Genomic DNA, 23,196 nt, shown 5'->3' on the forward strand with positions numbered 1-23,196 from the left:
GAATTCTTAATTCCTAAGCCCGGCATTAGAAAACTACCTAGACCAGACCCAGCACTTTCTTGACCGGCGCGTAGCTGCGCCTATGGATCTCGCAGGCGCCATGCTCGGCAAGCAGCCTGAGGTGGTGTGCTGTCGGATAGCCCTTATGCTTGGCGAAGTCATACTGCGGATAACGCGCATGCATTCCCACCATTTCATAGTCGCGCGCCGTCTTCGCCAGGATGGAAGCCGCGGCAATCTCCTGCACCTTGCTGTCCCCCTTGACGATGCCTTGGGCGGGTATCGTGATCTTGGGGCAATGCAGGCCGTCGACCAGTACCTGCATAGGCATTACCGTCAATTGATCGATCGCGCGCTTCATCGCCAGCAGGCTTGCCTGCAAGATGTTGATCTCGTCGATTTCTTCGGCGCTGCACGAGGCAATCGCCCAAGCCAGCGCATGCTGCTTGATCTCGATTGCCAGCGTATCGCGCTTTTTCTCGCTGAGCGTCTTGGAGTCTGCCAGCCCAAGGATAGGACGCTGCGGGTCCAGGATTACGGCTGCGGCATAGACGGCACCCGCCAGCGGGCCCCGGCCGGCCTCATCCACGCCACAGATAATCACGCGTTCATTGCTCATTTGATGAAAGACAGCACTGCCTGTGCCGCCTTCTCCTCCGTATTTTGTCGCAGCAGCTCATGCATGCGGCGAAACTCCGTTTGTATGTCGGCAATCCGGGGTTTGTCGTTGAGCATCTCCAGCAAGGTCGCTGCCAGCTTTTCAGGCACAGCGTCATGCTGCAGCAATTCCGGCACGATGAAGCGCCCGGCCAATACATTCGGCAAGCCGACGTAAGGCAGGTATTTCATGCGCTTCAATATCTGCCAGCTCAGATTGGGCATGCGGTAGGTAATGATCATGGGCCGCTTGATCAAGGCGGCTTCCAGGGTCGCGGTGCCGGAGGCCACGATCACGGCATTAGCGGCCTCCATTGCCTGGTGCGCATGCCCGAACATGATGCTGACCGGCAAGTCATAGCCTTCATTTGCATACAAGGCGCGCTCGAAGATGGCGCGCGTCTCGCGGGTGATCAACGGCACCAGAAAGCGCGCATCGGGCCGCTCGGCAAATATGAGTTTGGCGGTCTTGATGTAAAGGTCCGCCAGTTGCTGCACTTCGCTCTGGCGGCTGCCCGGCAGCATGGCGATGACCAGGCTGTCCTGCGGCAGCTTGAGCTCTTCGCGCGCGCCTTCGATATCGGGCTCCAGCGGCAGCATGTCCGCCAGGGGATGGCCGACATACGAGACAGGGACCCCGGCCTGGCGGTAGATTTCCGGCTCGAACGGGAACAGCGCCAGCATGTGCGACACCGCCTGCTGGATTTTCTTGATCTTGCCGCGCCGCCACGCCCAGATCGAAGGGCTGACATAATGCACGGTGGGAATACCCTGGCGCTTGAGCTTGCGCTCCAGAGTGAAATTGAAGTCCGGCGCATCAATCCCGATAAACACGTCGGGACGATGATCGAGAAAGTGTTGCGCCACTTCCTTGCGGATTTTGAGCAATCCCGGCAAATGGCGCAGCACCTCGACGTAACCGCGCACGGAAAGTCGTTCCATCGGGAACAGGGTTTCCGCGCCTTCGGCGATCATCTTGGGGCCGGCAATGCCGACGAACTTGAGGTCAGGACGCTGCTTTTTCAGCGCCCGGATCAGATGGCTGCCCAATAAGTCGCCAGAAGCCTCTCCGGCCACAATACCAATGGTCGGCATGACACACCCTGCTTCTAGCGGACGATGCCGCGGGTTGATTGGTTGAGGAAATCGACCAGGATATCCAGCTCTGGCGATGTCTTGCTTTGCTCTGCCAGCTGTTGCTTGGCTTCTTCCAGCGTCAGGCCGTTGCGGTACAAGGTCTTGTACGCACGCTTTATCTGCAGGATATTGTCCGCAGAGAAGCCCCGGCGCTTCAGTCCCTCGGAATTGATGCCGTGCGGCTTGGCATCATAGCCGGCAGCCGTGACGTAAGGCGGAATATCCTTGAATACGACCGAGCCCACTGCGGTGATCACATGGGAGCCGATTTTGCAGAACTGGTGGATCAAGGTGAATCCGCCGAGGATGGCGTGGTCATGCACGTCCACATGCCCTGCCAGGGAAGAATTATTGGCAAAAATGGTATGGTCGCCGACCACGCAATCGTGGGCGATGTGCACGTAGGCCATGATCCAGTTGTGGCTGCCGATCTTGGTTGTGCCCTTGTCCTGCACTGTGCCGCGATTGAAAGTGCAGAACTCGCGGATGGTATTGCCGTCGCCGATTTCCAGCAGGGTTGGCTCGTCCTTGAACTTCTTGTCTTGCGGCACCTCGCCCAGGGACGAGTACTGGAATATCTGGTTGTCCTTGCCGATGATGGTAGGCCCCTTGATCACCACATGGCTCGCCACGCGGGTGCCTGCGCCGATACGGACACCTGGCCCGACAATGGTGAACGCGCCGACTTCTACGCTGGAATCGAGCTCGGCCTTGGGATCAATAATCGCGGTAGGATGTATCCTCGGTTCGGTCATGCTCAGTCAATCGCTTTCAGGATACACATCATTTCCGCTTCGGCGACGACAGCGCCATCCACCAGGGCCTCCCCCTTGTATTTCCAGATACCGCGCAATATGCGGTCTATGCTGACCTTGAGAATGAGCTGGTCGCCAGGAGACACGGGCTTCTTGAAACGAACGTTATCCATGCCTGCAAAGTAATACACGGACTTGTCGTTGGGCTTGGTGTCCATGGTTTTGAACGACAGGATGGCGGCTGCCTGGGCCAATGCCTCCACGATCAACACGCCCGGCATGACTGGATGGTAGGGAAAATGGCCAGGGAAGAAAGGCTCGTTGATCGTGACGTTCTTCACGGCCACGATCTCTTTGTTCAGTTCCAGCGAAAGCACACGATCTACCAATACAAAAGGATATCGGTGTGGCAGGTAATTCAGTATTTCATGAATATCCATGCTCGTAATAGCTTGTTCAATCATGGCTTTTCTCGTTTCTCAACATCAAATTATTATTTATCTCTCTGGATACCAGATGCCTGCAGGGGCGCCAATTGCTTTTCCAATTGCTTGACCCGCTCAGCAAGCTCTCCCAATCGTCTGATACCTGCAGCAGTCCTGAGCCAGTCTTCATGGCTCTGGAATGGCATCAATGCCGTGTAAGTGTCTGCCTTCGTCAACGAACGTGTAATCATACTCCCAGGCGACACGGTCACGCCATCGGCGATTTCAAGGTGGCCCAGTATCATGGCAGCCCCGCCGATACGGCAATGCCTCCCCAATACGGCGCTGCCCGCGATGCCGACGCAGCCCGCAATCACGGAGTGCGCGCCGATGCGGCAGTTATGGCCGATCTGCACCAGGTTGTCGATCTTGCATCCTTCATGGATGATGGTATCGTCGATCGCGCCCCGGTCGATGGTGGTATTGGCGCCGATATCCACGTCGTTCTCGATGACGACGCGCCCGACCTGCGGAATCTTCACCCAGCGACCATGCTCGGGGGCATAGCCAAACCCATCCCCGCCAATGACGCTGCCAGAGAATATGCTACAGCGCTCCCCGATCACGCAGTGGTGGTAAATCGTGACGTTGGCATGCAATACCGAATATGCGCCGATCTCCACCCCCTCGCCGACAACACAGCCTGGATGAATGACCACATGCTCGCCCAGCACCACATTGGCACCGACTACGGCCTTCGCCATGATGGTACAGCTGGCCGGCACTTGCGCGCTGGGGGCAATCGCGGCGGTTTCATCCACCCCTGCCACATATTGCGGCCTAGGGTTAAGCAAATCCGAGACCTTGGCAAAATAGGCGTAGGGATTGTCCGTGAGTATCCTCGGCAATGCCGTGAGGTCACGGTTGTCCGGGGTCAATATGACCGCGCTTGCCTTGGTGGCGGCAAGCACGGATCGATACTTGGAATCGGTCAGGAAACTGATCTGCCCTGCCTGGGCATTGGCAAGGGAGGCAACGCGAGAGATCAGGATGTCATCCTGCCCCACCACATCGCCTCCCAGTCTGGATACGATCTCCCGCAGGGAATACGACGTACTCATTGAATGGCTACTGGCTGGGCTTACTTCTTGCCCAGGGATTTCAATACCTTGTCGGTAATGTCGATCTTCTTGTTGGCATAAGCCACGCCGCCGTAAACCACCAGGTCATAGCCCTCGGCTTCGGAAACAGCCGTGACCGCCTTGTTGATCCTGTCCTGCAGCACGCCCAGCTCTTCATTCTTGCGCAGGTTGACATCTTCGCGCAGCTCGCGCTGCTTGCGCTGGAACTCGATCTTGAGGTTGGAGGCATCGCGTTCCTTGTTGCGGCGGTCAGCTTCCGACATGGTCAGGCTGTCCTTTTCCAGCGCAGTCTCCAGATCGCGAATCTGTTTTTGCAGGCGGTCAAGCTCGTTGGTACGCGGGCCGAACTCCTTTTCCAGCTTCTTGCCGCTCTCGGCAGTTTGCGGCGCTTCCTGCAGGATCTTGTCAACCTGCACATAGCCGATTTTCAATTCGGCGGCCTGGGTACTGGCTGCGAAAGACAAAGCAGTGGCAACCAACAGACTTTTCAACAACTTATTCAATTGACTTTCTCCTGATATACAAGCTTTTGCTTCAATAATTTCAAATTAACCATACAGTATTCTAGACCAGCTTAGAACTGCTGCCCCATCTGGAATTGCAGCATCTGGGTACGATCGCCATCTTGCTTGTTGAGTGGCTTGGCCAGCACCAGCTTGATCGGGCCGAACGGCGATAGCCAGCTTACCCCTAGACCTGTGGAATAGCGAATATCGCCCAAACTTGTGCTATACCCCTGGTTATACTCATTGATACCATCACCCGCAATCGAGCCAGCATCCACAAATGCACTCAAGCGCAGCGCATTATTATCCTTCATACCAGGAATCGGGAAATACAATTCTGCATTAGCCAGCATACGTTTGGTACCACCAGCCGCAAAATCACGGTAATTGCCATTGACATCATAAATACGCGGACCGATAGAGCTCTGCTCGTAACCACGCACAGAGTTCACACCACCTGCGTAGAAATTCTTGAAGAAAGGAAAATCCTTATCGCCATAGGTATTACCGTAGCCAATTTCTCCATTCAGCATCAAGGTCACACTTTTGCTGATGTCCTTGTACCAAGCATGTTTGTATTCCAATTTGTAATACTGCAAATCGAGTCCAGGCAAGGCAATTTCTGAGCTGATCCGTTGCAGCACACCCTTGTTCGGGAACATGATGTTATCCCGCGTGTCGTGTGTCCACGCAAGATTCACGAACCAAGAACTGTTACTGCAGCTATTTGCATCTTCAGCACTACTACAATAGCGTTTGAATTGAGGTGGACTGTTACTACTCAACTCGACATCGGTGTAATCAAATGTTAAACCCGCACTAATAAAGTCCCGTTCATTCAACGGCATGCCGAAGTTCACGCCTGCACCGTAAGACGCGGTCTTATAGTCGCCGGTACGCAGGTAAGTCGTATCGACCTTGCGGTGGTAGACGTTGAAGCCACGGCTGATGCCGTCCGGGGTGAAGTAAGGGTCCGTGTAAGTCAATGAGTACACAGTATTGATGCGGCCGGTATTGACTTGGGCGGCTACGCGGTTACCCGTGCCAAGGAAGTTGTTCTGGTTGATGGTCACGCCCAGCACCACACCTTCATAGCTGGACAGGCCGGCACCGAACATGACGCTACCGGTCGAACGTTCCGTCACGTTGATATTGAGGTCGACCTGGTCGTTGGTGCCTGGAACCGCAGGCGTCTCGACGTTGACGTCAGAGAAATACTGCAGCCTCTCGAGACGCTGCTTGGAGCGTTCGATCTTGTCCGCGCCATACCAGGCAGACTCCAGCTGGCGCATTTCGCGGCGCAACACTTCGTCCCTGGTCCGCGTATTGCCGGTCAGGTTGATGCGGCGCACGTAAACGCGGCGGCCCGGGTCGATGTAGAAGGTAAATGCGACAGTATGCTTTTCCTTGTCGACTTCAGGGATCGCATTGACGTTGGAAAAGGCATAGCCGTCATTTCCCAGGCGGTCATTGATGGCCTTGCTGGATTCCGTAACGCGCTGGCGGTTGAATACCTCGCCTGACGAAACGGAAATCAGGCTGCGCGCCTCGGACTCTGGAATCAGCATCTCGCCAGCCAACTTGACGTCGGTCACGGTATATTTCTCACCCTCGGTGATATTGATCGTGATGTAGATATCCCGCTTGTCCGGTGTAATGGAGACCTGGGTCGAATCGATATTGAATTCCAGATAGCCCTGGTTCATGTAGAACGAACGCAGCGCCTCCAGGTCGGCCGTCAGCTTCTGGCGGGAATACTGGTCGTTCTTGTTCCACCAGGTGAGCCAGTTGGGCGTGGTCAGCGTCAGCTTCTCCAGCAGCTCTTCCTTGGTGTAATCATTGTTGCCGACGATATTGATATTGCGGATCTTGGACACCGCGCCCTCTTCGATATCGAACCGCACGGCTACGCGGTTACGCTCGAGCGGGGTCACCGAAGTCTTCACCGAGGCGCCATACTTGCCTTGGGATAGGTATTGGCGCTTGATTTCCTGCTCTGCACGATCGAGCATGGACTGGTCGAAAATCAGGCCTTCAGCCAGGCCAATCTGCTTCAGGCCCTCTTTCATCTTGTCCGTGGGAAAAGACTTATTGCCATTGAAGACGAGCTGGGCAATAGCCGAACGCTCCTGCACCATCACGACGACGATGCCGTTGTCGGACTCGATCCGCACGTCCTTGAAGAAGCCTGTGCCGTAGAGCGACTTGATCGCCTGCGTGGCTTTTTCCTCTGTCATGGTATCGCCGACACGCACGGGCAAATAGTTGAACACCGTACCGGCTTCAGTCCGTTGCAGGCCTTCTACCCGGATATCCTTTACCACGAAAGGATCCTGAGCCAATGCTGAAGTGGAATAAAGAGCCAGGATTAGTAGCGGGATATGTTTAAGCTTCATGCCAAACTTCATTAAGATCAACCTGTTATAAACCTGGTGATGTCATTGTAAAAAGCGACTGCCATCAATAAAGCCAATATCGCCAAACCAATACGCTGGCCCACTTCCATGGCGGCTTCAGAGACCGGACTGCCCTTGAAAATTTCTATCGTATAATACAACAAATGCCCCCCGTCCAACACAGGCACGGGCAATAGATTAAGCACTCCGAGACTGATGCTGATCAAGGCCAGGAAGCCAATGAACGACTTCCATCCGATATGGGCGCTCTGGCCGGCATAACTCGCTATCGTCACCGGGCCGCTCACGCCTTTCCAAGAAGCCTCGCCGGTCACCATGCGCGCCAGCATCTTGATGCTAAAGACAGATGTTTCCCAGGTTTTATCCACCGCCCGGGTAAAAGATTGCAAAGGCCCGTAGCTCACGGTGACACTCAACTTTTCCACGAGGGCTTCGTCTACTTGGTAGGCAGCGCCTATCCGGCCTATCTTCGTGCCATTTTCATCTACAGCCTGCGGGATGACCACCGCATCCAACTGCCGCTCGCCGCGCTTCAACCGCAATGTCAACGGCTGATCCGGCTGCTCGCGCACCAAGGTGACAAATTGCTCCCACTCATCGATGGGCCTGTCGTTGACCGCCAGCACTTCGTCACCGGTTTGCAAACCAGCTCTGGCCGCTACGCTGTCAGGCATGATGTCCCCCAAGCGCGCAGGCATGGCGGGACGGTAAGGTGCGAGGCCCAGCTTTTCAAGGAAATCGGACTCGAAATCTTCCTTTTCGATACTGTCCAGCTTCAGCTCGGCTTCATGCTCGCGCTGCGCCTCATCCTTGACCTTGACCGTCACCGCAGGGGACTTGATCGCCTCCTGCAACAATATCCAGCGCACATCCGTCCAGCTCGCGACCTGCTCGCCAGCCACTGCAGTGATCAAGTCGTTGCTTTTCAGCCCGGCCTGCGCGGCAGGCGTTTGGGCAGGCACCTCCCCAAGCATAGGCTTCATGCCCGGCACGCCCTGCATGAACAATACCCAGTAAAGGAAAATCGCCAACAGCAGGTTAGCCGCCGGGCCCGCAGACACGATCGCAATCCTTTTCCAGACGGGTTGCCGGTTGAACGCCCGCGTCAATTCGGCTTCGCTGACGCTGCCGGGCACCGGCAGTTCGCGCTCGTCCAGCATCTTGACGTATCCGCCCAGCGGCAAGGCCGAGATCACGAACTCGGTATTGTCCGCGCCAAAGCGCCGCCTAAAAATAGGTTTGCCGAAACCCAAGGAGAAACGCAGCACCTTGACATTGCACCAGCGCGCCACCTGGAAATGGCCGTACTCATGCACGGCAATCAGAATGCCGAGGGTCACCAGAAAGGCGAGCAAGGTCAACATGCTTCCAACTGTCTCCATTCCATGGCATGAGACCGTGCCAGGGAGTCGGCTTCGACCAGCTGGGAAACGGATGATACGGCCTCGATATCCATGGCTGTCAGCACGGCCTCGATCAGGCGCGGGATATCCTGGAAACCGATATTACCGTTGAGGAAGGCGTCCACTGCCACCTCGTTCGCGGCATTGAGGATGGCCGGCGCGGTTCCTCCGTGACGCAAGGCGTCGAAGGCTAGCCGCAGGCATGGAAAGCGCGAAGTATCCGGCGCCTCGAAATCAAGCCGCCCGACCTTGAACAAATCCAGGGCGTTAACCCCGGCTTCCAGCCTTTCAGGATATCCAAGGCCGTAGGCGATCGGGGTGCGCATGTCCGGATTGCCCATTTGCGCCAGCACGGAGCCGTCCACATATTCCACCATGGAATGAATCACGCTCTGCGGGTGTACTACCACTTCGATTTTCTCCGCCGGCGCATTGAACAGCCAGTGCGCCTCGATGACTTCCAGCCCCTTGTTCATAAGCGTAGCGGAATCGATCGTGATCTTGGGTCCCATGACCCAGTTGGGATGGTTCAGTGCTTGCGCGGGCGTCACTGCCATCAGCTCGGCAACGCTCGCCTTACGGAAAGGACCACCTGAAGCGGTGAGCAGGATACGCCTGACGCCGCCGTGCTCGAGCGCAGCCAAACGGGCCGGCGGCATGACCTGGAAGATCGCGTTATGTTCGCTATCGATCGGCAGCAAGGTAGCGCCGCCCTCCTCCACTGCCTGCATGAACAGCTTGCCCGCCATCACCAGGGTTTCCTTGTTGGCGAGGAGAATCCGCTTTCCGGCATATGCCGCCGCCATGGCAGGCTTGAGCCCTGCGGCGCCGACGATGGCCGCCATGACCACATGCACCTCGGGATGCGCCGCGACCTCTTCCAGCGCCTCCAGGCCTGAAAGCACCTGAGTTTCCGAGCCTTTCAGCCTTTGCTGCAGCTTTTCCGCCGCGTCGCTATCCAGCATGACGGCATAGCGGGGCCGATATTGCAGACAAAGTTCAGCCAGCTCGTCGACACGGGAGTTGGCCGTAAGGGCAAACACGCGATAGCGTCCAGGGTGCCTGGCGATCACGTCCAGGGTATTGAGTCCTATGGTGCCGGTGGCGCCCAGAATGGTGACGTTTTGTAGCATGGGCGTCATGAGGCGGAATGCATCCACGCTTGGTAATAAAGAGGCAAATGAAGAAAAAACGCCGCCAGCGGCAGGCTGGATGTCAGGCCATCGACACGATCAAGAATGCCGCCATGGCCGGGCAACAGGTTGCCGCTATCCTTGAAGCCCGCCTGGCGCTTGATCAGCGATTCGAGCAGGTCGCCCATAATGCTGAAAACCGTCAACACCCAGAATCCTGCGATCAACAAGACATTCAAGTCAAAAGCAATGCATAACGCCACTCCGTACAGACTCACGGCGACCAATGCGCCTAGCACGCCCTCCCAGGTCTTGCCCGGGCTGATACTGACCGCCAGCTTGTGCTTGCCGAAACGCTTGCCGGCGAAATAGGCTGCACTATCGGCAATCCAGACCACGAGCATGATGGCCAACAGCAGCCAAGGGCTGATCGCGCGCAAGCTGACGAGCGCCAGCCATAAAGGCAGGACGATCCACCACCCTGCAAGCATCATGAGATAAGGGTTCCTTACCTGTGTACGGCGCCATAACCAGATCGGCACGAGGGCAATCCAGAAAGCTGCCGCCAAGGGCAAGCCCCAGTAAAGCGCATATTCCTGCATAAAGGCATTTGCCGGCCCTTGCCAGAAAGTAAAGAACACACCTGCGATAGCGGAGGCGGCAATATAAAGGACGCGGACAGCCGGCTTGAAGCCGGCCATGTGGGACCACTCCCACAAGCCGATTAGGACGCCGGCAAGCATTAATAAGGACCAGTAAGGCTCCGGCAACACGAACAACACCGCCAGGAATGCAGGAATCAGGATAGCAGCCGTCAGCAAGCGGATCTTCAGCATATCAGTCCGCAACCAGCTGTTCGCTCGTGCGACCAAAGCGGCGCTCGCGCTGCTGGTAGGACGCAATCGCGCGCTTGAACTCGGCCTCGTCGAAATCCGGCCACAGGGTCTCGGTGAAATACAACTCGCTGTAGGCGAGCTGCCATAACAGGAAGTTGCTGATACGCTGCTCCCCTCCCGTACGGATGAACAAATCCGGCTCGGGCGCGTAATGCATGCTGAGATAGGCTGCCAGATCGGATTCCGTGAAGCTTTGCGCAAGGCCTGGCTTCTCGGCCAGCAGGCGCTTCATTGCCTGCATGATGTCCCAGCGGCCGCCATAATTGACCGCGACCGTCAAGGTCAGTCCGTCATTGCTAGCCGTCTGCGCCTCGGCTTCCGCAATCTTGTCCACCAGGGCCGGGTCGAAACGGGAGCAATCCCCGATCATGCGCAAGCAGATATTGTTTTCGTCGAGCTTGCCAACCTCTTGTTGCAGCGCTTCCATGAACAGGTTCATCAAGAAGCTGACTTCATCCGCAGGACGGCGCCAGTTTTCACTGCTGAACGCAAACAGCGTGAGGTATTTCACCCCATGGTTTGCACACAGGCGCACGACTTCGCGCACGACCTCGACGCCGCGCTTATGCCCTGCGACTCGGGGGAGAAAGCGCTTCTTGGCCCAGCGGCCATTGCCGTCCATGATCACGGCAATGTGCTGGGGAATATCGCCCGTTACCGGGATGGTCTGGGTGGAGCTGGAAAAAAGTGCCACTCAATGCTCCATGGGATAGAAACAATATAAAATCACTGGCTGCCGCAATTAAACAGCCATCAACTCGGTTTCCTTGGTCTGCAGCAGCTTGTCGATCTCCGCTACAAACTTGTCCGTGAGCCTCTGCACGTCATCCTGCGCGCGACGCTCGTCATCCTCGCTGATTTCCTTATCCTTGACCAGTTTTTTCAGCGCATCATTGGCATCGCGGCGTACGTTGCGTACCGCCACCTTGGCATTTTCCGCCTCGCCACGCACCACCTTGATCAGATCCCGGCGGCGCTCTTCGGTCAACATGGGCATGGGGACCCGGATCACATCGCCGTTGGTGGCAGGGTTAAGGCCCAGGTCAGAATCCCGGATCGCCTTTTCCACCTTGGCCGTCATGCTCTTTTCGTATGCCTGCACGTTGAGGGTGCGCGCATCGCCCAGGTTCACATTGGCGACCTGGTTGATCGCCACCATGGAACCGTAATATTCAACCTGCACGTGGTCAAGCAACCCGGTATGCGCCCGGCCAGTGCGCACCTTGCTCAAATCGGCCTTCAAAGCCTCGATGGACTTCTGCATTTTTTGTTCTGCAGTGTTTTTTACGTCTTGTATCATGATGTCTCCTGCTAAGCATGTATCCGGGTATTCAAGGCAGAACGCGCGTTCCCTCGTCTTCACCCAGTACGACCCGTTTCAGCGCTCCCTGGCGGAAGATGCTGAACACGGAGATTGGTAACTTCTGGTCGCGGCACAATGTCAATGCCGTCGCATCCATGACTTTCAGATTCTTGACGATCGCCTCGTCGAATGTCAGCGTCTTGTAGCGCATGGCTTCGGGATTGCGTTTCGGGTCATCCGTATACACGCCGTCCACCTTGGTCGCCTTGAGCACGATTTCCGCGTTGATTTCCATGCCGCGCAAGGCAGCCGCGGTATCGGTGGTAAAGAACGGATTGCCCGTCCCTGCGCCGAAGATGACCACGCGGCCTTCTTCAAGATAGCGGATGGCCTTGCCGCGAATGTAGGGCTCGGCCACCTGTTCGATATTCAGTGCGGACTGCACGCGGCTCACCAGGCCTACATGGCGCATCGCATCCTGCAGCGCCAGCGCATTCATGACCGTAGCCAGCATGCCCATATAGTCAGCCGTCGCCCTATCCATGCCTTCTGCCGCTGGCGCCACGCCGCGGAAAATATTGCCGCCGCCGATCACCACTGCCACTTCCACGCCGAGATCGACCACTTCCTTGATCTCTTCCACAATCCGGGAAATGGTCGCTCGGTTGATACCGTAGCTGTCGTCGCCCATCAGGGCTTCACCAGAGAGTTTCAATAAAATGCGTTTATAGGCGGGAGTGCTCATGGGGCTCCTTATTGTTATGCAAATTGTGCAAAACGTGAATCATCCCACATATCAAGACGATCCACGTTCGTTTACTACCGGCAGGCCGCAACGGGTGCGACCATTAGTTTACACCTTTGCCGCAGCAGCAACTTCAGCAGCAAAATCGGTCACGACTTTTTCAATGCCTTCACCGACCACATACATGGTGAAAGAAGCGATGCTGGCATTGTTGGACTTGAGCAACTGCTCGATCGTTTGCTTGTCGTCCTTGACGAAAGGCTGGCTCAACAAGGTCACTTCCTTGAGGAACTTCTGCACGGTGCCGTCAGCGATCTTGTCCAGCATGGTTTCCGGCTTGCCGGCTTCCTTCGCCTTCTCTATCGCGACGCGGCGCTCGGCTTCGATCAGCTCGGCAGAAATGCCGCTGGCGTCCAGGGACTTTGGCTTTGCAGCGGCGATATGCATGGCAATATCCTTGCCCAGCGCTTCGTCGCCGCCAACCAGGTCGACCAGCACGCCGATCTTGCCGCCGTGAACGTAGCTCACGAGCTTGCCCTTGGCTTCGGTCACAACAAAACGGCGCACGGTGATGTTTTCACCGATCTTGCCGATCAATTGCGTGCGGATGTCTTCCACGTTGCCGCCTTCGATATTGAGTGCGGACAAGGCAGCCACATCGGCAGGCTTGTTCGTGGCGGCAGCCTCGGCTACTTGGCTGGTGAAGGCGAGGAAATCCGCATTCTTGGCACAGAAGTCGGTTTCAGAGTTGATTTCGACGATCGCGCCCAGCTTGCCGTCGGCCTTGATGCTCACGGCCACGACGCCTTCAGCGGCCACGCGGCCGGCGGCCTTGCTGGCCTTGTTGCCGAAACGCACACGCAGGATTTCTTCCGCACGCGCCATATCGCCTTCAGCTTCTGTCAGCGCCTTCTTGCAATCCATCATGGGCGCATCGGTGCGCTCACGCAATTCCTTGACCATGCTTGCGGTAATTTCAGCCATTGTTTACTCCTTGAATATTGTTTTGTTGGCGTTAGCCAGGTTTCATTAACCAAATCCGGGTACAAAAAAAAGGGGGCCAGAGCCCCCTTTTGACAGGGTCTTACTCTGCCGCGGCTTCTTCAACCTCGACGAATTCCTCTTCGGACGCTGCCTTGACGATTTCGTTGATGCTTTGGTTACGGCCTTCCAGCACTGCATCGGCAATGCCACGCGCATAGAGGCGGATTGCACGGCTGGAGTCGTCGTTGCCGGGGATGACGTACGCTACGCCGTCCGGGGAGTTGTTGGTGTCGACCACGCCAATCACAGGGATGCCCAGCTTGGCTGCTTCAGTGACAGCGCCACTTTCGTGGCCAACGTCAATAATGAAAATCGCGTCTGGCAAACCGCCCATTTCCTTGATGCCGCCGATGGAACGCTCAAGCTTCTCGACTTCGCGCTTGTAGCCCAGGGCTTCCTTCTTGCCGAACTTCTCGATGCCGCCGTCTTGCAGCAGGGCTTCGTATTCATTCAGGCGCTTGATGGACTGCTTGACGGTCTTGAAGTTGGTCAGCATGCCGCCCAGCCAGCGGTGGTTGACGTAGGCGCAACCGGCGCGCTGCGCTTCTTCCTTGACGATTTCACGCGCTTGGCGCTTGGTGCCGACAAACAGGATGCGGCCCTTGTTTGCAGCCAGTTGACGCACGTATTTCAATGCATCTTCGAACAGCGGCAGGGTTTTTTCCAGGTTGACGATATGAATCTTGTTGCGGTCGCCGAAGATGTATTGGGACATCTTGGGATTCCAGTAGCGGGTTTGGTGGCCGAAGTGCACACCGGCTTCCAGCATTTGACGCATAGTAACGGACATTTTAATCTCCAGTAAGGGTTATTGCTTCCATACGCCCAACAACATCCGCGTTTTCGCGCGGACACCCTGTACGGGGCGTATGTGCAGATTTGCAGCCAGGCTGCGGGATTCCATCCGACAAGCATTATTCCTGCCAAATGGGTGCGGTATGCTACCATAAGCAGCTGTACGAACTCAAGGAAAACCTGGGCGCAAGCCTTGCAATACAATGGCAATCAACATCAAGACAGAAAAAGATATCGAGAAAATGCGCGTGGCTTGCAAACTAGCCGCCGAAGTCCTGGATTTTATCACACCGCACATTCAAGCCGGCGTCACGACAGGCAAGCTCGACGAGTTATGCCACGACTACATGGTCAATGTGCAGAAAACCATCCCGGCCCCCCTCAACTACGCGCCCCACGGCCATACCCCGTACCCGAAATCGATCTGCACCTCGGTCAACCACCAGATATGCCATGGCATTCCCGGAGCCAAGGTATTGAAGAACGGCGACATTCTTAACATTGACATCACCGTCATCAAGGACGGTTATTACGGGGACACCAGCCGCATGTTCCATGTCGGCGACATCTCCATCCAGGCCCAGCGCCTGTCGGACATTACATATGAATGCATGTGGCTGGGCATAGACCAGGTCAAGCCAGGCGCGACATTGGGCGACATCGGCTATGCCATCCAGACCTATGCCGAGAAGCAAGGCTTCAGCGTCGTGCGCGAATTCTGCGGCCACGGCATCGGCAAGAATTTCCACGAGGACCCGCAAGTGCTGCATTACGGGCAGCCCGGCAAGGGTGCCGTGTTGAAGCCCGGCATGATTTTCACCGTAGAACCCATGATCAATGCTGGCAAGCGCGACATCAAGCAACTGGGCGACGGCTGGACCATCGTCACCAAGGATCACAGCCTGTCCGCGCAATGGGAGCATACCGTGCTGGTGACCGACGACGGTTATGAAGTGCTGACCGTTTCCGCAGGCACGCCTCCCGCCCCTGCCTTCATCAAATAAGCAGCATGCAACCCGCCGCACGCGCAGACAATACGCTTGCACGCCAATGGCGCCAGGAGCTGCAAGCCGGGCAACATGCGCTGAAGCAGGAATTCCTGCACAAACCCAATGTCAGCCGCCTGTTGCAAGCCCAGTCGGCGCTGACGGACCGCGTGCTGCGTGCGCTGTGGCAGGCTTTCGAGCTGGACGCCGAGGCCTGCCTGATCGCCGTTGGCGGTTACGGCCGCGGCGAGCTGTTTCCCTATTCCGATGTCGACATCCTGATCCTGCTGAATAGCGAGGCTTCCGCATCGACCAACCGCAAGATAGAGGAATTGGTCGGCGTCCTGTGGGATACCGGCCTCGCCATCGGCCACAGCGTCCGCACCTTGACCGAGTGCGTCGTGGAAGCGCAAGGCGACGTCACAATACAGACTAACCTGCTGGAGGCACGCTACCTGGACGGCCACGCTACCTTGTATGGCGATTTCCTCCAGGCTGTGGCATCCGTCATGAATGTCGCCAGGTTTTTTGAAGCCAAGGTAGAAGAGCAGCACCGCCGCCATGCCCGCTTCAACGATACGGCGTACAACCTCGAGCCCAACATCAAGGAAAGCCCGGGCGGGCTGCGCGACCTGCAGAACATCATCTGGATCGCGCGCGCGCTCAATCTTGGCAGCAATTGGCGCGAACTGGTCAAGAACCGCATCCTGTCCAAGCATGCCGCCCAGCAAGTGCGCCGCCACGAGCGCAACCTGCAGATGCTGCGCACGCGCCTGCACTACCTGGCCAACCGGCGCGAAGACCGCCTGCTGTTCGACTTCCAGAACGAGCTGGCATCCCAGCTAGGCCTGGTCACGACCAAGCGCAGGCGCGCCAGCGAGCAATTGATGCACAGCTTCTATCAAAGCGCCAAGTTCGTGGGCCTGATCAACGAAATCCTGCTCCAGGTGCTGCGCGAGCGCATCTATCCAGAACAGCATACCGTTGTCAGCCTCAACAACCGCTTTGAGGCCGTCAACGGCCTGCTGGAAACCAAGAGCCCGACCCTGCTCTACGATGAGCCTTCCGCCATCCTGGAAAGCTTTCTCGTCCTGCAGCAGCACCCCGAGCTCAAGGGCATGGGCGCCGAGCTGCTGCGCGCATTGCACCGCACCAAACATGAAATCACGCCCCAGTTCCGCGCCAGCGCAAAGAACAAGGCGTTGTTCATGCAGATATTGCAGCAGCCCAAAGGCATCACCCACACGCTGAAACTCATGAACCGCTATGGCGTGCTCGGGCGCTACATTCCCGCTTTCGGCCGCGTATCGGGCCAGATGCAGCACGACCTGTTCCATGTCTACACCGTGGACGAGCATATCCTCAACGTGCTGGCCAACCTGCGCCGTTTCGCACTGGCCGAGTTCGCGCATGAATTTCCATTATGCAGCCGGCTGCTACGCGAGTTTCCCAAGCCCCACCTGCTGTACCTGGGCGCCCTTTTCCACGACATCGCGAAAGGCCGCGGCGGAGACCATTCCACGCTCGGCGCCGTCGATGCCCGCCGCTTCTGCAAGCAGCACAATCTTCCGGCTGAAGACGGAGAACTGGTGGCCTGGCTGGTCGAGGCCCATTTGGTGATGTCGAGCACGGCGCAGAAGTCCGACTTGTCCGACCCCGCAGTTGTGGAAAAATTTGCGTATTATGTAGGCAGCGAATATCGCCTGATTGCGCTATACCTGCTGACCGTAGCCGATATCCGCGGCACTAGCCCGAAGATATGGAACGCATGGAAAGGCTCCCTGCTCGAAAACTTGTTCCGCGCCACCCAGCGCATCCTGCGCGGAAGCAACCTGAACGAGGAGCTCAGCGCCCGCCAGCAGCAAGCCAAGGAAATCCTCAGCTATTATGGCGTGGTGGAGCAAGCCTACCAGCCGCTATGGCAGCAATTGGGCCCCTCCTACTTCCTGCGCCACGAAGCGCAGCTGATCGCCTGGAACACCCGGTTGCTGCTCACCCACATCAATACCCAGGCACCGATCGTACGCGCCAGGCTCAGCCCGGCTGGCGACGGCATCCAGACCATGATCTACATGCCCGACCAGGCCGACATATTCGTCCGCATCTGCAGCTTCTTCGGCCGACTGGGCTACAACATCGTGGAAGCCAAAGTGCACACCACCCAGCATGGCTACGCGCTTGATAATTTTTTGGTTCTCGATCAGTCAGATAAAAAGATAACTTATCGTGACTTATTAAGTTTTATCGAATACGAACTGACGCAAAAACTGCTCAGCCAGGCGCCGCCGGATGCGCCGGTGCAAGGCCGCATTAGCCGCCAGGTCAAGCATATGCCGATCAAACCTGAACTGACTATCAAACAGGAAGCAAACAGCCCCAACACCGTACTGGACATCGCCACCAACGACAGGCCGGGCCTGCTGTCGCGCATTGCCCATGTCCTGCAGCAACATCATATCCGCCTGCATACGGCGAAAATCAATACACTCGGCAACCGCGCCGAGGATACTTTTCTGATTTCCGACCAGTCGGGACAGCGCTTGACCCCCGAAGTCCTGGCGGTATTGGAAGACTCGCTCCGCTCCCAACTTTAGAGCATCTAACCAAACTCCCCTAGCGTTGTTGCACTGCCTTGCCGTACTGCTTGTACTGCCTGCGGCAGAGCGCCTAGCTAGAATCGCTTCGCTGAATTTTGTTAGCCGCTCTTAACTTGCTTGGCAGTAATAAATAGCCTGCAATAAAAAAGCCCCGCCTTTGAGACGGGGCTTTTTTATTGTTCGGTTAGCGCGAGGCGAGATTAACCGTGCTTGTAGTGCTTGCGCAGTGGCTTCACTACTTCCCAGCTGCTTTGCAGGCCGACAGGGAATACAACCAAGTCGCCTGGAACGATGCGAACAGGTTCGCCGCCCTTTGGCGTAACCAGGATTTCACCTTCCAGCACGTATGCGGTTTCCTTGATGCCGAAGTCCAGCGGGAACTTGGACACTTCCTTTTCCCAGATGGACCAGTTTGCCACACCCAGTTCCTTCAGTTTTTCTTCACTTGGGTTGTGCTCGATAATAATTTGACTCATTTAAAAATCCTTGATTAATCAACAAAAACTGGACGAAAAAACAGCCGTAACACCAGCTTGCACGAGATTCTAACATGCGACCGTAGTCAGGCATACCTACGGCTACCAAACTGTTTCCAATAAAACACATAAGTGTAAATATGACCGAATTAAAACACCAAAGCACGAAATTCAACAGTTCTGCCCAGTACGATCAATAGCTTAGCCACCGGCACATTTTCTGCATATTCCCGAGGTTATTGCAAAACAATCAAGGACGCATGATGACAACATTGTATATTTCTCCAGGCGATTGTGACCCTCAAAGCCCTGAATATTCCTCATCGTCTGGTACGCGTCGCCTTGCGCCAGGCAGGCTCCCAGATCTACGACATCAACCCGTTGGGTAGAGTGCCCACACTGCAACTGGATAACGGCGATGTCATTACGGAGAATGCCGCCATCCTTCCCTACCTGGCCGACAGCAAGCCTGAGGCCAATCTGTTTGCCCCCGCAGGAAGCCTGCAACGCGCGCATATCCAGGAGTGGCTAGGCTTCGCCAATTCCGACCTCCATCCTGCGTTCCGGCCAGTGACGCGCCCCGAGTTGTTTGCCGATCACCATGAGGCGCAACAGCAAGTGCGCAAGAAAGGCCTGGAACGGCTCAACCGGCTGTTATCCCACGTGGAAAAACGCCTTGTGGCGGATCAATGGCTGGTAGACGGGCGCTTCACGATTGCGGACGCCTACCTCGGCGTGTTCCTGGGCTGGCTGCCGCGGGCCGATATCGAGGCTAAAAACAAATACCCGGCGATCCATGACTATCACAAGCGCTACCTGAGCCATCCGGCAGTGCAGGCGGCGCTTGCTGCCGAAGCACAGCTGCGCGCCGGCGACCAAGCACAAGGTTAGCTATGGGTATTTTTTCGCAATTACTCCTGGCCTTGTCAGGCAGCCTGCTGCTTTCAACCACAGCCAATGCTGGAAGCAGCCTTTTACTGACAACGCCACGCGGTGCTACGATTGAAATCATAGAGGACAAGCCATCCGGTGACGGGCCCTTCCCTGCTGTCATCTTGGGCTCGGGATCCAACTATGACGCCAGGCAGCCCCTGCAGGAGCAGGTTGCCAGACAGCTGGCCGAGGCCGGCCTTGCCACCATCCGCTTCAACTGGGCATACCACGTGCAAGACAGGGAAAACGGCAAGCCCTCACTTGATAGGCAGCCGGAAATCGAGGATATGCAAACGGCCATCGCCTATGCTAGGCAGCAATCCTGGGTAGACAATCAACGCATCGCCGTGGCAGGAAAATCGCTGGGCTCGATTATCGGCTGGAGAGTATTTCAGGCTGATCCGGAACTCAAGGCGGCCATATTGCTGACGCCCGTATGCAGAACGCCACCAGGGCTTGCGCAGCAATATGCAAATGCCGCTGACGAGACCAGGCCAAGCTTGTGGCTGCTCGGCAATGCCGATCCCGTCTGCGTGACTTCCGAGCTCTATAGCTATCTGGGAACCAAGCCCAGCCCGGCGCGCATTGCCGTAGTGGACGGCAACCATGCGCTGGCGCAGGAAGGCCAGCCTGCAGACCCAGGCAACTTGGCCTTGGCGGCAAAAATAGCAGCGCAATTTGCCATATCAGCTATCAGGCAAGAAGTAAATCAAATATATACTGGCAAATGAAAACACAATACTTTAGCAATCTATTTTTTCTTCAGAGCTCACCCGTCTGCAATTTCCAAAGTTCTGCATAAGGCCCGCCGCTTTCCAGCAATTCTGTATGGCTTCCCGACTGGATTATCCGGCCGTGTTCCAGCACATGGATGCAATCCGCATGACGGACAGTGGACAATCGGTGCGCAATGATAATGCTGGTACGCCCTACCACCAGTTTGTTGAGCGAGCGTTGGATGGCGGCCTCGGTTTCGTTATCCACCGCGGAAGTCGCCTCGTCGAGGATCAGGATCGGCGGATTCTTGAGGATGGCGCGCGCCAAGGCTAGGCGCTGGCGCTGCCCGCCCGAGAGCTTCATGCCGCGCTCGCCCACCTGGGTGTCGTAGCCTTCCGGCAGCCGTTCAACGAACTCGTGGGCCTCGGCAGCCTTGGCGGCGGCGATAATCGCATCAATGCCCGCATCAGGCTGCCCGTAGGCAATGTTCTCGGCAATGCTCGCATCGGTCAGGAAGGTGTCCTGCGCGACATAGCCGATCGCGCGGCGCAATTGCTGCAGATCCAAGGAGGCGATATTCTCCCCGTCGAGCAGGATCTGGCCTTGCTGCGGGTCGTAAAACCTCAGCAACAGCTTGGTGATCGTGCTCTTGCCACCGCCGGTCGCGCCCACCAATGCCACAGTCTTGCCGGCCGGGATATGCAGGTCAAATCCATCAAGCGCGGGCTGGCCCGATTGAGCATCGTAGGCGAAACGCACTCCCGCGAAGCGGATGTCGCCTTTCACCGAGCTCAGCTCCAGTGGCTTGCCGCCGTACTGGATCGCCAATGGCGAATCCAGCAAATTCATTACGCGCTGGATGGAAGCCATTGAGCGCTGGTAAAGGTCGGTCAGCTCGGCCAGTCCGGTCAATGGCCACAGAAGGCGCTGAGTCAGGTAAACCAATGCGGAATAGCTTCCCACGCCCAGCTCGCCATTCAAGGTCATGAAGCCGCCGTAAAGCAAGGTCACGGTAAAACCTGCCAGGATCGCGATACGGATCACAGGCGTGATCGCGGCGGAAAGGCGGATGGCCTCCGCATTCTTCTGGCGATAGGCATCGGAGGCGCTGCGGATATGCTGAGACTCGATCTCCTCTGCCGCATAGGCCTTGACGGTGGCGATGCCGAGCAAGTTGTTGTTGAGGCGCGTAGCCAAGGCGCCAGCCGCCTCCCTGACCGAGGTATAGCGCCTGGCAAGACGGGACTGGAACCAGAATGCGCCATAGAGGATGAACGGCACGGGTATCAATGCGAGAAACGCCAGTTCCTTGGTGAGGAAGAAGAACACCCCGCCTACCATCACCGAGCCAAAGAACACCTGGATCAGGCTGTTGAATCCGCCGTTGAAGAAGCGCTCCATCTGGTTGATGTCCTCATTGAGGATGGCCAGCAGGTTGCCGCTACGGTTGCGCTCGAAGTAGGCAAGCTCGAGCTGCTGCACGTGCTGGTAGGCCTCCATGCGCAAGTCGTGCTGCAGGTTCTGCGCGAGGTTGCGCCAGCGCACGTCATACAGGTATTGGAAAAGGGACTCCCCGACCCAGATCAACACCGTCAATGCGGCAAGCAATAGCAGTTGGTCTCGCGGCTCTACAACACCCAGCCCGGCCAGGAAGGAAGCCTTCTGGTTGACGACGACATCGACCGCCACGCCGATGAGTATCTCGGGCAGGATGTCGAAAATCTTGTTCAGCAGGGAATAGATGGAAGCGATCCACGCATCGCGCCGGTATTGGCGGGCATGGTTGAATAACCGTCGAAGAGGATGCATATGGGATGTAGTGGGCAAAGTTTTGATTTTATCAGCCAGGCATAAAATATCAGCCACATTGTGACTGCGGGTTTGACCGCCTGGAAACGTAAAAACCCCATGCCGTAGCATGGGGTTTTCTTGAGCGACGGTAGGAGGTTAGCCGACTGCGCGCAAAGCAGGCGCGCTATCATGGCCTCGCACCAACGGCAGCACTTCCTCCCCTACCCGGTAAGCTTCTTCCAGGTGCGGTGTGCTGGCGAGGATGAAAGCATCCGCGCCGAGCCTGACCAGGTCGTCCAGGCGCTCGGCCACCTGCTCATAGCTGCCGACAATACCCTGGGTCTGCCCGCCGCGCAGCAGGCTGAGGCCGGACCAGACGTTGGGGTGGATGATGAAGTCGCGGTAATCATTGAGCTCCTTCGGCGCATTGCTGCGCTGGCGGCTGGCGCCAACGGAATCCCCGGTTTGCTGGGCGAAGCGCTTGTAGCGCTCGCGCGCGGCGTCATCGAGGTTTTCAAACCCGCGCTGCACCTCGCGCCAGGCCTCCTCCTCGGTGCGGCGGGCAATGATGTCCACACGCACTGCGCATTTGATCTTGCGGCCCAATGCGGCGGTGCGTTCCTTCACGCGGTCGAACTTGTCGCGCAACTGGTCGAACGGCTCAAGCCATGAAAGGTAATAGTCTGCATGCTTGGACGCGGAAGCCAGGGCCGCGTCGGACGAACCGGAGAAGTAAATCTCAGGGAAATCCTGGCCCAGGAGCTGGGCCGGTAGCGCCGCATTCTCCACCTGGTAGAACTTGCCCTGGTAGGAAAAACTGTTCCCGCTCCATACGCCGCGCAATACGTCCAGGAATTCTGTCGTGCGCGCATAGCGGTCGTCGTGCGGCGCCACGTCGCCCCACCACAGCTGGGCAGGGCCTCCGCCGCCGGTAATCACGTTGTAAAGGGCACGGCCCCCGGTGGCGCGTTGCAGGCTGGCCGTCATGCGCGCAGCCACGACCGGGTTCAGGAAGCCAGGCTGGAACGCGATCATGAAACGGAAAGTACTGGTCTCGCGCGCGAGGAACGAGGAAATCGCCCACGGCTCGTCGGTCATCGGGAAGGAAGGGATCAAGCCGCCCTGGAAGCCCGATATTTCGGCGGCACGCGCTACCTCGGCGATATAGTCGAGGTTGTTGAAGCCGTCGCCATGGCCCCCGCTGAGGCCTTTCTGCACGATATGGTCGCCTTGCTGCTGCGACCAGTCGCCGCGGTGGTGCAGCTTGTTGCGTAGCGAGCTTGGCTCGCCGTGCGTGGGAATTCTCCAGAAAACATCAATTGCCATAATATATCGACT

22 protein-coding genes are annotated in these 23,196 nt (G+C 57.1%); 4 read left to right on the forward strand and 18 right to left on the reverse strand.

All coding sequences use genetic code 11. The features are described from left to right. Positions 1-37: 37 nt before the first annotated feature. The 15 genes from rnhB to rpsB form a co-directional block, all read right to left on the reverse strand. Positions 38-619, reverse strand: a complete 582-nt coding sequence (rnhB, locus tag ACJSDX_RS12140) for a ribonuclease HII (protein WP_407994901.1) — start codon at positions 617-619, stop codon at positions 38-40. Beyond that, entirely contained in the window at positions 616-1,752 is a 1,137-nt protein-coding gene (lpxB, locus tag ACJSDX_RS12145) for a lipid-A-disaccharide synthase (RefSeq protein WP_407994902.1), read from the reverse strand. The genes rnhB and lpxB overlap by 4 nt, the downstream gene beginning before the upstream one ends. Before the next feature lie 14 nt (positions 1,753-1,766). After that, the gene (gene lpxA / locus ACJSDX_RS12150) at positions 1,767-2,549 is read right to left on the reverse strand and encodes an acyl-ACP--UDP-N-acetylglucosamine O-acyltransferase (protein WP_407994903.1); all 783 of its coding nucleotides are present in this window, start codon (positions 2,547-2,549) and stop codon (positions 1,767-1,769) included. Positions 2,550-2,551: 2 nt separating this feature from the next. Then, positions 2,552-3,013, reverse strand: a complete 462-nt coding sequence (gene fabZ, locus ACJSDX_RS12155) for a 3-hydroxyacyl-ACP dehydratase FabZ (RefSeq protein ID WP_407994904.1) — start codon at positions 3,011-3,013, stop codon at positions 2,552-2,554. Positions 3,014-3,042: 29 nt separating this feature from the next. Further along, positions 3,043-4,095: a UDP-3-O-(3-hydroxymyristoyl)glucosamine N-acyltransferase gene (gene lpxD / locus ACJSDX_RS12160; protein ID WP_407994905.1), complete on the reverse strand. Its 1,053-nt coding sequence runs from the start codon at positions 4,093-4,095 to the stop codon at positions 3,043-3,045. A 20-nt stretch (positions 4,096-4,115) separates the two neighbouring features. Next, complete coding sequence (locus ACJSDX_RS12165; RefSeq protein WP_309565338.1) at positions 4,116-4,619, reverse strand: OmpH/Skp family outer membrane protein; 504 nt, start codon at positions 4,617-4,619, stop codon at positions 4,116-4,118. 71 nt (positions 4,620-4,690) lie between these two features. Further along, a complete protein-coding gene (gene bamA, locus ACJSDX_RS12170) occupies positions 4,691-7,018 on the reverse strand; it encodes an outer membrane protein assembly factor BamA (protein WP_510355937.1) in 2,328 nt (775 codons plus the stop codon). A gap of 17 nt (positions 7,019-7,035) precedes the next feature. Next, positions 7,036-8,403 (reverse strand): RIP metalloprotease RseP, encoded by a 1,368-nt coding sequence (gene rseP / locus ACJSDX_RS12175; RefSeq protein ID WP_407994907.1) that lies wholly within the window; start codon positions 8,401-8,403, stop codon positions 7,036-7,038. Next, positions 8,397-9,584 carry a 1-deoxy-D-xylulose-5-phosphate reductoisomerase gene (gene ispC, locus ACJSDX_RS12180; protein ID WP_407994908.1) on the reverse strand — a complete coding sequence of 396 codons (1,188 nt, stop codon included), beginning with the start codon at positions 9,582-9,584 and terminating at the stop codon, positions 8,397-8,399. The genes rseP and ispC overlap by 7 nt, the downstream gene beginning before the upstream one ends. Beyond that, positions 9,581-10,411, reverse strand: a complete 831-nt coding sequence (locus tag ACJSDX_RS12185; RefSeq protein ID WP_407994909.1) for a phosphatidate cytidylyltransferase — start codon at positions 10,409-10,411, stop codon at positions 9,581-9,583. The genes ispC and ACJSDX_RS12185 overlap by 4 nt, the downstream gene beginning before the upstream one ends. Position 10,412: 1 nt before the next feature. After that, a complete protein-coding gene (gene uppS, locus ACJSDX_RS12190) occupies positions 10,413-11,165 on the reverse strand; it encodes an undecaprenyl pyrophosphate synthase (protein WP_407994910.1) in 753 nt (250 codons plus the stop codon). Positions 11,166-11,213: 48 nt separating this feature from the next. Further along, positions 11,214-11,771 (reverse strand): ribosome recycling factor, encoded by a 558-nt coding sequence (frr, locus tag ACJSDX_RS12195; RefSeq protein ID WP_407994911.1) that lies wholly within the window; start codon positions 11,769-11,771, stop codon positions 11,214-11,216. A gap of 31 nt (positions 11,772-11,802) precedes the next feature. Then, on the reverse strand, positions 11,803-12,519 hold the full coding sequence (gene pyrH, locus ACJSDX_RS12200; protein ID WP_407994912.1) for a UMP kinase: 717 nt from the start codon (positions 12,517-12,519) through the stop codon (positions 11,803-11,805). Between the two features lie 108 nt (positions 12,520-12,627). Further along, the gene (gene tsf / locus ACJSDX_RS12205) at positions 12,628-13,503 is read right to left on the reverse strand and encodes a translation elongation factor Ts (protein WP_407994913.1); all 876 of its coding nucleotides are present in this window, start codon (positions 13,501-13,503) and stop codon (positions 12,628-12,630) included. A gap of 100 nt (positions 13,504-13,603) precedes the next feature. After that, the gene (gene rpsB / locus ACJSDX_RS12210; protein ID WP_309565346.1) at positions 13,604-14,353 is read right to left on the reverse strand and encodes a 30S ribosomal protein S2; all 750 of its coding nucleotides are present in this window, start codon (positions 14,351-14,353) and stop codon (positions 13,604-13,606) included. A 208-nt stretch (positions 14,354-14,561) separates the two neighbouring features. On the opposite strand from rpsB, the gene map reads away from it, so the two are divergent. Both map and ACJSDX_RS12220 read left to right on the forward strand, forming a co-directional pair. Then, positions 14,562-15,362, forward strand: a complete 801-nt coding sequence (map, locus tag ACJSDX_RS12215; protein ID WP_407994914.1) for a type I methionyl aminopeptidase — start codon at positions 14,562-14,564, stop codon at positions 15,360-15,362. Positions 15,363-15,367: 5 nt separating this feature from the next. Then, positions 15,368-17,938 carry a [protein-PII] uridylyltransferase gene (locus ACJSDX_RS12220; protein ID WP_407994915.1) on the forward strand — a complete coding sequence of 857 codons (2,571 nt, stop codon included), beginning with the start codon at positions 15,368-15,370 and terminating at the stop codon, positions 17,936-17,938. A gap of 203 nt (positions 17,939-18,141) precedes the next feature. On the opposite strand, the gene ACJSDX_RS12225 is transcribed toward ACJSDX_RS12220, so the two are convergent. Next, entirely contained in the window at positions 18,142-18,417 is a 276-nt protein-coding gene (locus tag ACJSDX_RS12225) for a cupin domain-containing protein (protein WP_309565349.1), read from the reverse strand. 294 nt (positions 18,418-18,711) lie between these two features. Here ACJSDX_RS12225 and ACJSDX_RS12230 point away from each other — a divergent pair, with 294 nt between their 5' ends. After that, complete coding sequence (locus tag ACJSDX_RS12230) at positions 18,712-19,308, forward strand: glutathione S-transferase family protein (protein WP_407994916.1); 597 nt, start codon at positions 18,712-18,714, stop codon at positions 19,306-19,308. Between the two features lie 2 nt (positions 19,309-19,310). Then, positions 19,311-20,081, forward strand: a complete 771-nt coding sequence (locus tag ACJSDX_RS12235) for a dienelactone hydrolase family protein (RefSeq protein ID WP_407994917.1) — start codon at positions 19,311-19,313, stop codon at positions 20,079-20,081. Positions 20,082-20,112: 31 nt separating this feature from the next. Here ACJSDX_RS12235 and ACJSDX_RS12240 read toward each other — a convergent pair whose 3' ends face one another. Both ACJSDX_RS12240 and ACJSDX_RS12245 read right to left on the reverse strand, forming a co-directional pair. After that, on the reverse strand, positions 20,113-21,876 hold the full coding sequence (locus ACJSDX_RS12240; protein WP_407994918.1) for an ABC transporter ATP-binding protein: 1,764 nt from the start codon (positions 21,874-21,876) through the stop codon (positions 20,113-20,115). A gap of 138 nt (positions 21,877-22,014) precedes the next feature. After that, the gene (locus tag ACJSDX_RS12245; RefSeq protein ID WP_407994919.1) at positions 22,015-23,184 is read right to left on the reverse strand and encodes an LLM class flavin-dependent oxidoreductase; all 1,170 of its coding nucleotides are present in this window, start codon (positions 23,182-23,184) and stop codon (positions 22,015-22,017) included. Between the last annotated feature and the right edge of the window lie 12 nt (positions 23,185-23,196).

It is taken from the genome of Methylobacillus draconifructus (assembly GCF_045984355.1).
GTDB lineage: Bacteria > Pseudomonadota > Gammaproteobacteria > Burkholderiales > Methylophilaceae > Methylobacillus > Methylobacillus flagellatus_A.

Excerpts from the sequence above, each read along its gene's own strand:
- rnhB (WP_407994901.1), bottom strand. The coding sequence starts at position 619 with ATGAGCAATGAACGCGTGATTATCTGTGGCGTGGATGAGGCCGGCCGG.
- lpxB (WP_407994902.1), bottom strand. The coding sequence starts at position 1,752 with ATGCCGACCATTGGTATTGTGGCCGGAGAGGCTTCTGGCGACTTATTG.
- lpxA (WP_407994903.1), bottom strand. The coding sequence starts at position 2,549 with ATGACCGAACCGAGGATACATCCTACCGCGATTATTGATCCCAAGGCC.
- fabZ (WP_407994904.1), bottom strand. The coding sequence starts at position 3,013 with ATGATTGAACAAGCTATTACGAGCATGGATATTCATGAAATACTGAAT.
- lpxD (WP_407994905.1), bottom strand. The coding sequence starts at position 4,095 with ATGAGTACGTCGTATTCCCTGCGGGAGATCGTATCCAGACTGGGAGGC.
- bamA (WP_510355937.1), bottom strand. The coding sequence starts at position 7,018 with ATGAAGCTTAAACATATCCCGCTACTAATCCTGGCTCTTTATTCCACT.
- rseP (WP_407994907.1), bottom strand. The coding sequence starts at position 8,403 with ATGTTGACCTTGCTCGCCTTTCTGGTGACCCTCGGCATTCTGATTGCC.
- ispC (WP_407994908.1), bottom strand. The coding sequence starts at position 9,584 with ATGACGCCCATGCTACAAAACGTCACCATTCTGGGCGCCACCGGCACC.
- ACJSDX_RS12185 (WP_407994909.1), bottom strand. The coding sequence starts at position 10,411 with ATGCTGAAGATCCGCTTGCTGACGGCTGCTATCCTGATTCCTGCATTC.
- frr (WP_407994911.1), bottom strand. The coding sequence starts at position 11,771 with ATGATACAAGACGTAAAAAACACTGCAGAACAAAAAATGCAGAAGTCC.
- pyrH (WP_407994912.1), bottom strand. The coding sequence starts at position 12,519 with ATGAGCACTCCCGCCTATAAACGCATTTTATTGAAACTCTCTGGTGAA.
- tsf (WP_407994913.1), bottom strand. The coding sequence starts at position 13,503 with ATGGCTGAAATTACCGCAAGCATGGTCAAGGAATTGCGTGAGCGCACC.
- rpsB (WP_309565346.1), bottom strand. The coding sequence starts at position 14,353 with ATGTCCGTTACTATGCGTCAAATGCTGGAAGCCGGTGTGCACTTCGGC.
- map (WP_407994914.1), top strand. The coding sequence starts at position 14,562 with ATGGCAATCAACATCAAGACAGAAAAAGATATCGAGAAAATGCGCGTG.
- ACJSDX_RS12220 (WP_407994915.1), top strand. The coding sequence starts at position 15,368 with ATGCAACCCGCCGCACGCGCAGACAATACGCTTGCACGCCAATGGCGC.
- ACJSDX_RS12225 (WP_309565349.1), bottom strand. The coding sequence starts at position 18,417 with ATGAGTCAAATTATTATCGAGCACAACCCAAGTGAAGAAAAACTGAAG.
- ACJSDX_RS12235 (WP_407994917.1), top strand. The coding sequence starts at position 19,311 with ATGGGTATTTTTTCGCAATTACTCCTGGCCTTGTCAGGCAGCCTGCTG.
- ACJSDX_RS12240 (WP_407994918.1), bottom strand. The coding sequence starts at position 21,876 with ATGCATCCTCTTCGACGGTTATTCAACCATGCCCGCCAATACCGGCGC.
- ACJSDX_RS12245 (WP_407994919.1), bottom strand. The coding sequence starts at position 23,184 with ATGGCAATTGATGTTTTCTGGAGAATTCCCACGCACGGCGAGCCAAGC.